At 45.6% G+C, this 13,777-nt stretch carries 9 protein-coding genes; 1 reads left to right on the forward strand and 8 read right to left on the reverse strand.

The window, feature by feature from the left end; translation table 11 throughout:
* Nucleotides 1-2: 2 nt before the first annotated feature.
* From CLV27_RS03505 to CLV27_RS03540, 8 genes are all read right to left on the reverse strand, one after another.
* On the reverse strand, nucleotides 3-854 hold the full coding sequence (locus CLV27_RS03505) for a nucleotidyl transferase AbiEii/AbiGii toxin family protein (RefSeq protein WP_132525875.1): 852 nt from the start codon (nucleotides 852-854) through the stop codon (nucleotides 3-5).
* Between the two features lie 1,551 nt (nucleotides 855-2,405).
* On the reverse strand, nucleotides 2,406-3,827 hold the full coding sequence (ftsY, locus tag CLV27_RS03510; protein ID WP_132525877.1) for a signal recognition particle-docking protein FtsY: 1,422 nt from the start codon (nucleotides 3,825-3,827) through the stop codon (nucleotides 2,406-2,408).
* A 23-nt stretch (nucleotides 3,828-3,850) separates the two neighbouring features.
* Nucleotides 3,851-5,023 carry a bifunctional phosphopantothenoylcysteine decarboxylase/phosphopantothenate--cysteine ligase CoaBC gene (gene coaBC / locus CLV27_RS03515; RefSeq protein WP_132525879.1) on the reverse strand — a complete coding sequence of 391 codons (1,173 nt, stop codon included), beginning with the start codon at nucleotides 5,021-5,023 and terminating at the stop codon, nucleotides 3,851-3,853.
* Nucleotides 5,007-6,329: a chloride channel protein gene (locus CLV27_RS03520; protein WP_132525881.1), complete on the reverse strand. Its 1,323-nt coding sequence runs from the start codon at nucleotides 6,327-6,329 to the stop codon at nucleotides 5,007-5,009. Before CLV27_RS03520 ends, coaBC begins: the two co-directional genes overlap by 17 nt.
* A 3-nt stretch (nucleotides 6,330-6,332) precedes the next feature.
* On the reverse strand, nucleotides 6,333-7,241 hold the full coding sequence (locus tag CLV27_RS03525) for a zinc metalloprotease HtpX (protein ID WP_132525883.1): 909 nt from the start codon (nucleotides 7,239-7,241) through the stop codon (nucleotides 6,333-6,335).
* 22 nt (nucleotides 7,242-7,263) lie between these two features.
* Nucleotides 7,264-8,565 carry an NCS2 family permease gene (locus tag CLV27_RS03530; protein ID WP_132525885.1) on the reverse strand — a complete coding sequence of 434 codons (1,302 nt, stop codon included), beginning with the start codon at nucleotides 8,563-8,565 and terminating at the stop codon, nucleotides 7,264-7,266.
* Nucleotides 8,493-9,941, reverse strand: a complete 1,449-nt coding sequence (gene mutL, locus CLV27_RS03535) for a DNA mismatch repair endonuclease MutL (protein WP_132525887.1) — start codon at nucleotides 9,939-9,941, stop codon at nucleotides 8,493-8,495. Before mutL ends, CLV27_RS03530 begins: the two co-directional genes overlap by 73 nt.
* Nucleotides 9,938-11,680, reverse strand: coding sequence for a chloride channel protein (locus CLV27_RS03540; protein WP_132525889.1), 1,743 nt, complete (start codon nucleotides 11,678-11,680; stop codon nucleotides 9,938-9,940). The genes mutL and CLV27_RS03540 overlap by 4 nt, the downstream gene beginning before the upstream one ends.
* A gap of 151 nt (nucleotides 11,681-11,831) precedes the next feature.
* On the opposite strand from CLV27_RS03540, the gene CLV27_RS03545 reads away from it, so the two are divergent.
* Nucleotides 11,832-13,775 (forward strand): DUF505 domain-containing protein, encoded by a 1,944-nt coding sequence (locus CLV27_RS03545; protein ID WP_132525891.1) that lies wholly within the window; start codon nucleotides 11,832-11,834, stop codon nucleotides 13,773-13,775.
* Nucleotides 13,776-13,777 lie beyond the last annotated feature (2 nt).

The raw sequence follows: 13,777 nt of genomic DNA on the forward strand, positions 1-13,777 counted from the left end.
TTTTAGCAGAACTCTCTTACTGCTAACTCAATGGCCTTCCTTTTTGGGTAACTAAGTCCTTTGATTCTTCTTTTTAGAACCGGAATAGTCTTTAAACTTATCCTTCTTTCTTCAGGAGGGAAATCCCATAGAAGGTCATGGACTATTTCTTCTATCTTACTTTTGGCTTCTTGGACTTTTTTTTTAACGTTTTCTTCAAGAACCTCTTTTAGTTCTTTAAGGAACTTTTCAAGCTCCTTAACATCTACTTCTTTCAAAAGTAAAGCACTTCCTGAAATTCCTAAGCTGTTAATGGCGAGGAGCTCTTCATAGGGAATGGGAACTCTTTTCCTGTCTGCGAGTTTTAGTATTTCTTCTACGTTTATACCTCCTTCTTTAACTATAAAGTACAGGTCAACGAGGTCTTTAAGTTCTGCCCTGTCTTCAAAGGCGGTGATTTTGTTAACTGCTATGTTGGTAAGGGTGTCAACGTAGAAGTTCTTTTTAGCTTTTGGAGTTTCTAAGGGGAAATCGGCTACAAGGTCTATTTTCAGCTTTTCCTTTCCTTCAAGTAGGACAAAAAGCCTCCCAAAAGTAACAGAAGAGGCTTCTACTACGACTTTGTATCCAGAACTCTCTATTAAATTGACGATTCTCGGAATAGTTGTCTTTATATTCTCAGTTCCTGTAAACAGGTCAAGGTCTTCGGATAATCTGTGCTGGAAGTAGAACCTTGAAAGGGCTGTCCCTCCCGTAAGGTAAAAAGCATCTCCGAAGTGTTTTCCTATTGCCGAAAGTATTCTATCCTGTGCGGGGTATACAACTTCAAAATAGTATTTAATTTCTTCGGCCGTTGCAGAACGCAGTCTGAACATGAGGGGAGCTCCTGCAAAAACTATTAACCGTAACCAAATAACTTATTAACCGTGAGGGAGAATGACAATTGTGAGGGGGATTGTCATCCGTGAGGGGGAATTATCATCCCCCTCAGACTCCCCCTTTGAAAACTTAGAACCCGTCTACTTTTTCGGGCATTTCAAGATGCTTTCGTTAACTCTATGAGCGACATAACCGATTGGAAGTTGCAATCCCTTCCGCTTTTTAGGGCGTTTCAACCAGCTACGGTGAGAAGGCGGTTCAAGAAGTACCCGCTAGAGTGTTGCAATCCCTTTCACTTTTTAGGGCATTTCAACGATGTTTCAGGTGAACAGATAGCAAAGTACACCGCTATAAACGCGTTGCAATCCCTTCAACTTTTTAGGGCATTTCAACCTTGTAGTCTTGGAAGGAAAGGAGATTGAAAACCCGTTTTTAAGTCGCAATCCCTTCCACTTTTTAGGGCATTTCAACTTGGAGGCAACCTGATGATGAATACATAATAACAGCTAATAAGATGTCGCAATCCCTTCCAGTTTTTAGGGCATTTGGCCGTGAGGGGGGATTATCATCCCCCCCAGACTCTCTCCTTTGAAAGACTTAAAACCTTTCCACTTTTTAGGGCATTTCAACAGAATACTCTCCAAAGATTGTTGCAGTCTCAATAGCGGTGAATGAATATAAGTCGCAATCCCTTCCACTTTTCAGGGCATTTCAACCGAGACAAGCTTTATTGTGCCATTGGTCGTGGTGCAGAGGTCGCAATCCCTTCCACTCTTAAGGGCGTTTCAACTCAAACTGATTCTTCTTGGAAGGACTTCTTTGAGACTTCCACAGTGTCGCAATCCCTTCCACTTTTTAGGGCATTTCAACCTCTCGGTTACGGGAAGCTCATGGAGCTGATAGCTGGGTCGCAATCCCTTTCACTTTTTAGGACATTTCAACTGTGGGAGTCTCTTCCGTCCCACAGCTCCCGTCTATATCGGTAGGAGAGCTTTGTCGCAATCCCTTCCGGTTTTTAGGGCATTTCAACGTTCTTGCTAATCCAGTCGTTTATACTCTTCCTCCGGGCACTTATGCAGTGTCGCAATCCTTTCCACTTTTTAGGGCATTTCAACTGAAGGAAAGAGGACTACTAAAAAACATTTACGTTTGGAACGGTCGCAATCCCTTCCACTTCTTAGGGCATTTCAACACTTAATTTTTTCTGATTACAAGAATAGAAGGAAAACTATGTCGCAATCCCTTCCGCTTTTTAGGGCATTTCAACCAGCGACCGCCTTTGGCAAGGCCATTCACAAGTGCATAGAGCAGTCGCAATCCCCGCCACTTTTTGGGGCATTTCAACAGGTCAAAATTTTAGGTATTGGAAATCAAGGGCTTCCCGTTCTAAAGAACTTTATGAATAACTGTGACTCGTTGAATTGCAAAGTTTAAAGTCAAAAGAAGGTTACACCTTGCTGAACTTTGTTCGGGTGGTTGAAATGCCCTTAGCCTTATTCGGTTGTCAAGGAACGGAGTTAGCTTATTCAAATTATAGCACAGCTTTTTTAAGTAGAGCTCTCAAACAGCCCTTCAACGAACTCTTTGGGGTCAAATTTCCTTAAGTCTTCTATTTTTTCTCCGATTCCTACAAGTTTTACGGGAATTTTGAGGTCGTTACAGATAGCTATGACGATTCCTCCCTTGGCTGTTCCGTCAAGTTTGGTGAGGGCTATTCCGGTAACGTCTGTTATCTCTTTGAAAGCTCTTGCCTGAGAGATTGCGTTCTGTCCCGTGTTTGCGTCAAGGACGAGGAGGATTTCTGCAGGCTGGCCGGGGAATTCCCTTCCAATTACTTTCTTAATTTTGTGAATTTCTCTCATTAGCCTTTCCTTGTTGTGAAGCCTTCCGGCTGTGTCCACTATGAGAACGTCGTCTCCTTTTGCCTTAACGCTCTGGATTGCATCAAAGACGACGGCTGCGGGGTCTGTTCCTTCCTGAGCCTTTATGATTCTTACGCCTGCCCTTTCTGCCCAGACCTCAAGCTGTTCTATTGCAGCAGCCCTAAATGTGTCTGCAGCTGCGAGGACAACAGAGAGTCCAGAGTCCTTTAACTGCTTTGCGAGTTTTCCGATAGTTGTAGTCTTTCCGACGCCGTTGACTCCCAATACCAAGATTACTGAAGGTTTTTCAGAAAGGTTTAGTTCTCCCTGACACCTTGAGAGGATTTCTTTGAGTTTTTCTTTTAGGAGCTCCAAAAGCTCATCGGAGCTCTTTATCTTCCTCTTCTTGGCTTCTTGTCTGAGGAAGTCAATAAGCTGCATTGTGGTGTTTACTCCAACGTCTGCAAGTATTAGTCTCTCTTCAAGTTCCTCAAAAAGGGACTCGTCAACTTTCCTTCCTCTAAAGTCAGAAAGCCCAAGGGCATCCCTTGTTTTTTTGAGGCCTTCCTTAAGGGTCTTTAAGAGCTTAGAGCCGGAAAGGCCGAGTTTTTCCTCAAGTTCTCTCTTTTTGACGGAGAACTCCAACTTGTAGTTTTCTGGAACTCTGTCCTCAATCTCCTTTAAGGTTTTTAGGGCTAAGTCGTAGAGCTCCTCCTTAATGTGGATGTTGGCTATGTAGTAGCTACAGAGGAAGGAGAGTTCCTTATTCTGGCTGTTCCTTGCAACGTCGTAGAGGTTTCTGGCCCTCTGAAGGTTTCCCCTATACTCCTCAATTAGGCCTTTTAAAAAGGAGGCGTACTCTTTACCGAGCTTTTCTTCAACTTGTTGGATGAAGGGTTCTATCTCTGTGAATATGGCAAGGTTCTTAATTTTTTTGGTAACGACGTCTATTAGCTTTCCGTTACTGTAAAGAAGGGCGTTTATAAGAGCTCTTGGAGCTTCTTTTTCACTTTCCTCTGCCAGTTCTAACCACTTTTCTGGCTGAGCCGGGTTCTGTTTCAGTTCCTCTTCCAGCTTCTTTTTTTTCCTCTTAAAGAATCCAAACATCTCCTTTCCTCTCCTTATAGCTTTTATAGCTCAGAGATGAGCCTGATAATTTCAAGAGCTACATCCTCTTTTGAACCTTTTAGGTGCGTTTCGCCTTTCTCTGTTATGAATACGACTTCTGTTTGGTCGCTTCCAAATATGCCTTTTTTTACATCATTAGCAACTATCCCGTCAAGGTTCTTCTTTTTTAGCTTCTCCCTTGCGTTTTTGAGTAGGTCTTTTGTTTCTGCAGCAAAACCAACAACGAGCTGTCCGTCCTTTTTCCTTTCTCCTATTAGCTTGAGTATGTCTGGCGTTCTTTCAAGCTCAATTACAAGTCTTTCCTGCCCTTTCTTAATTTTCTCTGGAGCTCTTTTTAAAGGCCTATAGTCACCAATTGCTGCGGAGGAGATGTATATGTCGGCCTTCTCAAACTCACTTAGAGCTGCCTCTTTCATTTCTTCAACCGTTTCAACGTCTATACGCTTTACGCCGTAAGGAGTTCTGAGGTGGGTATTTCCCGTTATTAGAGTAACTTCTGCTCCTGCTGCCCTTGCAGCTTTTGCGATGGAGAATCCCATTTTGCCTGAGGAAGGATTAGAAATAAAGCGGACAGGGTCTATGTATTCTCTTGTTGCTCCGGCAGTTACTACCACTTTTTTCCCTTTGAGGAGCTTGGGGGTAAACCAGTAGGAAACGGCGTCAAGGATGTCCTCAATCTCTGCTAGCCTTCCCTTTCCTTCGTCGCCACAGGCTAAGTATCCAGAGGAGGGTTCAACAACTTCCCAGCCAAGCTCTTTTAGTTTTTTTAGGTTGCCTTGAGTAATAGGGTTTTCGTACATCTTTACGTTCATTGCCGGGCAGATGATACCTCTTCCAAAACAGAGGGCAAGGTCAGTTACGGGAGTGTCGGCTATTCCGCAGGCAATTTTTGCAATAGTGTTTGCCGTTGCCGGAGCTACCAAAAAGAGCTCTCCCCACGCCGAAAGAGTGGTGTGTCTGATTTCTGGAGAGCTCTCCGGCACTACTTCTCTGTAGACAGAGTAACCTGAGAGAACTTCTAAGGTAAGGGGCGTTACGAACTTTAAAGCGTAAGGGGTTACGGCTACGCGCACTTCTGCCCCTTTCTTCTTTAAGGCCCTTAGGAGCTCTATAGTCTTATAGGCTGCAATACTTCCCGTTATTCCAAGGACTATCCTCTTACCTTCTATCTTCATCCCTTTTATCCATAGGCTTAAGCTTTATCTCCTGTCCTAAGTATAGGCTAAAGCCGAAGCTTGTCGTGTAGCTTGTAATTATGGCCGCAGTCATCGGAATTACAACATCTGCGTGGGTCATTTCCGTAATCATCACTATTGCCGCTAAGGGCGTTTTTGCTCCCGCTGCAAGCGCCGCTCCCATCCCTGCAAGGGTAAATGTAACTATCTGGGCTGGGAAAAGGTGGCCAAAGATGTTTCCTATCGCTGCACCGATCAGAAGGTTGGGAAGGACAAGTCCTCCCGGAATGCCAAAAGAGAGGGTTAGACTGGTTACGATTAGAACAACCACGACGATCAGGATGTCTGTCCATACGGGAAAGGGAATTTGGGCAAGTTTAGAAACGATACCCATGTGGGCCGGCGTTGAGAGGAAGTCTGTATCCTTAGTTAAAAGGTAGGTTAAGAGCAAAAAGGGTATCGCTAAGGATGCCCCAACTACAGGTCTTATCTTTGGTTCAAAGAACTTAGAGGAACAGGTTGCCGTGTGGAAGAGGAAGGTGTAGACGTAGGTGGTGAGGCTTATTGTGAGTCCCATTACGACTATGTAGGGAATGCTCGTTAAGTTCCACTCAGGCAGCTTGTCTAAGTGGATGAACGCACTTTCTCCGCGAAAGAAAGAGAATGTAAGGTAACTGACTATTGAGGCGATAATCATCGGTACGAAAGGACGGTAATCAAGGTTGTACATCTCCTCAAGTTCCATTGCAAAGATGGCACTGCCGAGGGGAGCTTTTAGGAGAGCTCCCGTAAAAGCGCCACCTCCAATTAGGCCAAGGAGAGGCTTGTACTTCTTGCTGATTCCGTAGACTTTACCGAGCCACTCACCTAAGGCAACACCGATGAAGAAAGAGGGACCTTCCCTTCCGGCGATAAAACCTCCCGACAAAACTAAGGTTGATGTGACTAATTTTAGGAGAATCGTTTTAAGGGGAATGTATACCTTTGTTTTAAGGTGGATTATCGCGTAGCCTATTCCGGGCCCTCCTATCTTTGGATCAAGACTTGTAGCATATCCAACGATGAGGGAGACGAGGAGGGGGTAGAGAAGAAGCAGGGGAACGTTTTCCGTAAGGAGGGAGTTCAGGTTAACGATAATGATATCCATAAGGGAGGCAACGCCTCCCGTTACAATCCCTACTGCAAACGCAAAGGGTATCCACTTACCGAAGAAGTTGGAGATGGCAGAGATATCAAACCTGTGAGTTAAGTTTGTCCTTCCGCATCCCTTTACGTACTCTGGGAAGTACCTGAACTCTTCCTTCAACCTCTACCATCTCCAGAGCGTTTCCCTGATTCTACCGAAGAGTTTCTGGGCGAGCTCTAAGAGTTTCCTTACCCTTGCTTCTGTTGGCGGGTGAGTTGAGAAGAGGGCTGCTATTGCATCTCCTTTTAGTGGATTAACGATAAAGAGGTGGCTTGTTGCTGGGTTAACTTCGGACTTTGCTATTTCTGGTGGAATTCTGTAAGCGTATTCCTCAAGTTTTTTAAGGGCGCTTGCAAGTGCCTCAGGCTTACCTGAAATGATTCCTCCAGTTTCGTCAGCTTTGTATTCCCTTGCTCGGGATATGGCCATCTGAATCAGAACTGCAGCAATGGGAGCGAGAATTACCATTAGGATTAGCCCGATTGTTTCTGCTAAACCGTTTCCTTCTTCCTCGTCCCTGTTTCCGCCAAAGAGGAAGAACCACTGGGCCATGTTTGCAAGTGTTGTTATTGCACCGGCTATCGTTGCAGCGACTGCCTGAATGAGCGTATCCCTGTTCTTTATGTGGGCAATCTCGTGGGCAAGGACTCCCTCAAGCTCATCCTCGTTTAGGAGCTCCACAATCTTAGGTGTCACTACTACTACGCCGTTTTCAGGGTTCCTTCCGGTTGCAAAAGCGTTCGGGACGTCCATAGGAGCTATACCTACTTTTGGCTTAGGGATACCTGCGTTTTTAGCGAGCCTTTCAACCATTGCGTGAAGGTCTGGAGCTTCCTCCTCAGATAGGAGTCTCACGCCGTACATGGAAAGAACAATCTTATCTGAGAAGTACCAGCTTCCAAAGTTCATAATAGCTGCCATGAAGAGGGCGATAATCATTCCGGCGTTTCCGCCGATGAGCTTACCGAAGACGAGGAGAATTCCTGTGAGAGCGCCGAGCAGTATCGTGGTTTTTAGGGTGTTCCAGTTCATCTATTTCCTCCCGAAGGGGTATTTAGGCGAAGAATTTTGCCGTAAATATTACAGTAATTAAGATAAGAAGAGGATTTAAATCCTTCAATCTTCCGGTTAGCACTTTTACTGCCGTGTAGGTTATGAATCCGAGTCCCATTCCGTCAGAGATGCTAAAGGTAAACGGTATCCCGATGAGTATCACGAATGCCGGAAGGGACTCTGAAGGGTCTTCCCAGTTTATTTTCCTTAGTGAGGCCATCATGAAAGCTCCAACGTATATAAGGACGGCAGAGGTTGCAAATTCTGGGATTGCCGATATTAGCGGGTAGAGGAAAAGTGAGAGTAGGAAAAGAATAGCTACTGTAATTGCTGTGATTCCCGTCCTACCGCCGGAGGCAATACCGCTGGAGCTCTCTATGTAAGTCGTTACAGTTGACGTCCCGAGTAGCCCGCCTACCGTTGTGCCGATGGCGTCTGAGGTTAGAGCTCTCCCGATTTTTTTGTCTGTAAGGGGTATCCCGAGCCTTGCAGAGAGGCCTGAAAGCGTTCCTACGGTGTCAAAAACGTCAACCAGCAGGAAAGCCACTATAACGGGAATTATGGCTCCGGTGAAGATGGAGTGAAAATCAAGCTGAAATGCGGCAGATGGCGATGGAAACCCAAAGAAGGTTTCGGGCAGTTGTGCTTTCCCGAAAACAAGGGCTAAACCTTCCACAAAGATTATCCCTAAGAGGAGACTCCCTGAAATCCCTTTCTTTAGTAGCGTGGCTATTAGAATTAGCGAGAGAAGAGTTACTAAGGCTTCAAAGCTTTTAAGGTTTCCAAGTTTTACTAAGGTGTGGGGATCCTGAACGATGATTCCGCTGTTCTTTAACCCTATGAGTGCAATAAACAGTCCTATACCTGCAGAGATTCCGTAGGCTAAGGAGGGCGGGATAGCCTTGAAGAGAGCTCTCCTTGCGCCAAAGAAAGCCATTAGTAGGAATATAACTCCTTCCAAGAAAACTGCTGTTAGGGCTGTCTGCCACTTTATTCCCATCTGACCGCAGACGGTATAGGCAAAGTAGGCGTTAAGTCCCATTCCGGGAGCTAAAGCAAAGGGAAGTCCTGCGTAAATACCCATTACGAAAGTTGCAATCGCCGATGCGACGGCCGTCGCAAATATTACTCCTTCCTTGGGCATTCCTGTAGAGGAGAGGATTGCTGGGTTTACAACCAGTATGTAGGACATGGTGAAAAAGGTGGTGAGTCCGGCTACAAGTTCTTTCCTTAACTCCTTCCCAGCTTCCTGAGTATTTTTGTTTTCTTTATCCTGTAGTAGATTGGCCTGCCGTGGGGACATACTTCCCTCTCTGAACACTTTAAGTACCTGTTAAAGAGCTCCCTCACGTCATCAAAGTTTAGTGGGATATAGCCAGTCTTTAGAGCTCTCCTACAGGCAGTTTCAGCCACACTTTCTAATGGTTTCCCTTCAATTATATTTTCTACATCGCTAACCTCTAAAATCTCTGGAAGAGAGAGAATTCTTATTTCATCCCTTGAGACTTCAAAGCTGACATGGAGCTCTTTAAGCTTTTTAACAGCCTCCTTAGGGGCTTTCAGCTCTAATGGGGGAACAAGTTGCTTTTGGCGAAGTTTTCCTTCCTTTAGCTCCTTTAGGAGCTCCTCGTAGTTGACCCTCTCGTGGACTAAGTGTTGGTCAAAAAAGTAGTAGTAGTCGCTGTCGTGGGCGATGATTACGGTTCCATCAGTTCCGAGGAGCTCTATAGGTGACCTGTACTCTACCTCCCTCTTTTCCCTGATAAATGGTATTGACGGTAGGGAGACATTGCTCTTGAGTATTTCCTCAATCTCTTTAAGAACCTTTTTATCTTTTAGGAAAACCCTCTCCTTTGAAGGGGTAACGTTTACGTCCACCTCTTGGGGTGGAAGGTCAATGAAGAGGATGTAGTTCTTAACCCTTAGCTCTTCTAAGAGTTTCTCTATCTCTGACACTGTAACTGCTCTTCTGTTTACGAAAATGTAGGAGACTTTCTTCCTTTCGTCATCAAAGGCGCTTGTAAAGAGGAGCTTTACCCTTTCGGAAGTTGCGTAGTTAAAGTGTATAGACTCTCCAAAGAGCTGGCGAATCCTTTCCTTTAAGGAGGTTGCCGGTAGAGTCTCAGCGTCAATCCTAAAAGTTACCTCCGGGTGGCAGAGGGCAAAGGTTTTTACCGTTTGAATTAACCTCTTTTTCTCCCTTCCGTCAAAGGTCTTTTTCCTTACAGGCGTGTTAAAGAAAAGTGAGTTAACGATAACCGTTGTTCCGCCTGAAAATGGAATTGGTGAAAGGGAGAGAACTTTTCCACCTTTTACCTCTATCTTTCCTCCTATGTTCTCGTTTCTATACCTGCTCTTTATCTGCAGGTGGGAGACCTGAGATATTGCGTGGAGGGCTTCTCCTCTAAAGCCGTAAGTTTTTATCCTTTCAAGGTCTTCCGCCTTCTCTATCTTGCTGGTTGCGAACCTCTCAACGGCTAAGGGTAAGTCCTTGTAGGGTATTCCGATTCCGTTGTCAATTACCCGGAAGTTGAAAGGGTCGTCTATTTTCACGGTTACTTCTGTAGCCCCTGCGTCCAGAGCGTTTTCAATTAGCTCTTTCAGGACGGCAGAGGGCGATGAGGCTATTTGGCCGGAGGCGATTTTGAGTACTACCTCTTCGGGGAGTCTCTTTATCATGTTATGCCTTTTTTAATCAGGAATTTCCCTATGTCTGACCTTGAGATTATTCCTACGAGTTTCATCGTTTCAAAGTCACTTACGACGGGAGCTCTGCCAAAACCTTTTGATGTAAGTATCCTCATTACTTTCAGGAGCGTCCAGTCGGGAAGAACGCACTCAGGGTTGGGTGTCATTATCTCTTTTAGCTTAACCTCTTTTAACTTTTCTGGCTCTACTTTTAAGATGTCGGAAGTTGTAACGATTCCGACAACTTTTCCGTTAACCGTTATTGGAATTCCGGCTATGAACTTCTCTGCCATAATTTCCTTTGCCTTTAGGGCGGTATCTTCGGGGGAGAGCGTTATGACGTCTTTTGTCATCACCTCTTTCACCTTGGCCGTTTCAAGAATGTAGGCCTTTAGCTCATCTTTGTGAAGGGGGGAGTCAATTCTTTTCTTAACTTGGCTCTCAAATATCGTTTTTTCATTTCCTGCTATTAGCTGGGCTAAAAGGAGCGATATAAGAGCCAGTGGGAGAATGTTGTACCCTTGGGTCATCTCGGCAACGAGGACAATCGTTGATAAGGGGGCACTGGCAACGGCCGTGAATACGGAAATCATTCCAACGATAGTCATAACCCCTGTGTTAAAAACTGGCTCGCCGAAAAGAGCGTTAAGAACTTCTGAGAGGGCAGCCCCTGTAATGCCACCTACAACGAGGGATGGGCCAAAAACACCGCCAGAGCCACCAGAGCCAAGGGTTAGGGAAAGGGCAAGTATAACGATGAAAATACTTAGGATTAATTCACCGATTGAAAAGGGAGTCGCTTGATTGCTCATAAACATCTGTATCCATCCGTAGGAGTTCCCAATAGCTAAAGGCGTTATAAGGCCACAGATGCCGACGAAGAAACCGCCAACTGCAGGCTTTAAAATCGGGTGAACTTTTAGCTTTCTAAAAAAGTCTCGTAAGGTGAAGTAGGTCTTTACTAAGATTTTTGCAACCACTGCAGAGACGATTCCTAAGAGAACAAATCCTGCAATGGTTTCTTTGGAAAAGTGGGGAAAGGGAACTTCGGTGTGAAAGAGGGGTTCAAAACCGATAACGCTTCCTGCAACTATATAGGCAACAATTGAGGCGACAAAGCCGGGTATCAAGGCTTCAACTTCAAAGTCCTCCTTATAGAAGACTTCGGCACTCAGAATTCCGCCGGCGAAGGGAGCTCTAAACATTGCCCCTATTCCGGCACCAAGGCCTGCCGCAAGGAGAATGTTTTGTTCCCTGGAGCTAAGCTTTAGTTTTGTTGCAATGCCTTTTCCTATACTGGCTCCGATAAGGGCCATGGGACCTTCCCTTCCGGAGGCCCCGCCGGAGCCTATGGTAATTGCAGAGGTTATGAGCTTCATTACTGCCGTCTTAAATCCAACGGGAAGGTTGTGGTGGAATGCCCTTATTGCTGCATCCGTTCCAACTCCTGCAGATTCGGGTGAGAAGAAGTAGATGAGAATGCCCGTTATGAGTCCACCCAAGGCTGTTACAAGCGGCAGGAGCCACTTGTGTTCCATGTAGAAGTTGTAATCAGGTGTTCCCCCTTCCCCTGAAGGCTTTGGTGGGGTATAGCCGACAATTTCTGTTAAGAAGAAGTGGGTTGAGAGCTCTAAGGTTTTTATGAAGGCTATAGTAAACAGCCCTGCAACGATTCCAACTATTATTGAGAGGAAGAGAATCCTTCGGACTTCTAGCCTTTCGTAAATCATGATATTGGAATTTTACATCTTGGCCGTGGAAATGAAATAATTGTTAGAGAGGAGGAAACTGTCTCTTAAAAAAGAGGTTTAGTTGACTTCAAATGTCTTTTGACATAATTTAAAAATAGAGGCGTATAAATTCTAAACCGAGGAGGGAGAAATGGTAATTAGGAAGGAACACGCCCTTGCTCTTTTAAGAGTTAGAGAGGAGGAGCTGAACAACGCACCGGCATGTCAGCTCTTTATGAAAAGTGAGGAGCCTCCATACTTAGAGCTTGAGAGGATGAACCTTTTGAGGATGGTAAGGCCTTTAGAATACTCCCTTACCTACTGGGGAAGAGCTCTCGCAAACATCATTGATGAGATGGTTAGCAAGGGACTCATAGAGCATCCTTCAAAGTGGGACGAGGACTTTAGATGGCTTGGCTCTGAAGTTATCATGATGATTGAAACCGCCATTGAAAACGGGGATGTTCCGGGACCACTTACAGAAGAAGAGCTAAAGAAGAGGGGATTTGTTGAAGAGAAGAAAGTAGAAAAGAAAGGAACAGTAGTTGTTATCAACCAGTACGCGAAGGACGTTTACGATATCTTCAAAAATGCCCACCCAAGGCTGATTATAGACAGGGAGCTCTGCCAGTACATCAAGGAGATGCCTGCAGGACCAGCAGAATCCTCAATGCTTCCAGCTGGCGGCAGGTTCCCGATACTCATGGGAGCTATGAGGCTTCTTGCGTTCTCCGTTCCAACTTCAGACGTGTACGCCCTAACAGCCCTTGGTCAGGAGATAAAGAAGGCCTGCGAGTGCCTTGCGCCGACCTATGAAACTGTTATCTCCGAGGACATAATGGACTCCCTTGCCCGTGTAATAGATGAGGGAGTTGAGGCTCTGACCGACGAGGAAAAAGAAGTCCTTATGGCACTTGCTTACATAGACGGTGAGGGTAACATCCTTCCTGCCGGTGAGCACCTCCTTGAAGCCTACAGGATATGGAAGGAGAGGTGCTTTAGGCCTGTTAAGTCCATCAACGTTGAAATTCTTGATGCAGAACTCCTTAAGGCCATCCGTGAGGTCTGGAAGCACCACGAAAGCGATCCGTCAGTTATGCCTACAGTAGACGAACTCGTCCACTACATGTTCTACAAGCCCCTTAAGGACTACAAGCACCTCATCCAGCACTACGGAAGGAGGCTCTACCAAGATTTAGGCTACCAGAAGAAAGAAGAGATTATGAAGAAGTTCTCAGAGGTAAAAACTGCCGAGGAGCTCTTTAAGAGTTTCTACGAAAAGGGCAACAAGTGGTACGAGAAGATGTACGATATCGTTCAGGAATCTCTTTACACTTTAGAGTCCTTTAACCTGATAAGGGCTGAAGAGAAAGAAGGAAAGAAGGTTCACTACCTCACCGAGTACGGTGAAAAGGTTCTTGAGGATATGGAAAAGCGCGGTATAAGGGAAATTCCTGCCGTTGCTGTTAAGGCGATTACCCTTACAAACAAAGAGTTTGCATCTCCAAACGTTGACTGGTACAGAAAGGCCGTTGATGCCCAGCTTGTTGGCGGTGGTGAAGCCACCGAAGCCGGTAAGATGTACGCTCAGATGGCCTATGAAATAAGGAGGCTGCCCCACATCACCCGCTTTGAGCTTCAGGTTCTCCACAAGATACCCGAAAGGGGCTTCTTCGTGAAGGACGTTTACGAACAGTTTGATGAAACTTGGAAGGAGGAAGTTGAGTACGCCCTCAACAAGCTTGAGGCTCGTGGCTACATAGACATTCTCCAGAACGAGGCTATCGTTCTAACCGAGGCAGGAAAGCTCATAAAGAGGGCACTTTCTGGAACTCCTGAAGGTTTTGCAAACCCAATTACGCCGCTTGCAGTAAGGGTTCTGGAGGCTCTGAGAAAAGTAGGAACCCTCTATGAGAAGGAGAAAAAGGTGAGGGTTCTGCCTAAGAACTTTGCCGAGGCTATGAAGCTTTCCGGCCTTGACCCTGAGTCCTTTGAGAAGGAGCTTATCGTTCTAAGGGCTTCTAACCTAATCGGTAAGAACAGCATCAACGAGGCCGGTCTCCTCATCTTAGAGGCTCTTGAGAAGCTCAACTAAAC

This window comes from Phorcysia thermohydrogeniphila, assembly GCF_004339575.1.
Classification (GTDB): Bacteria; Aquificota; Aquificia; order Desulfurobacteriales; family Desulfurobacteriaceae; genus Phorcysia; species Phorcysia thermohydrogeniphila.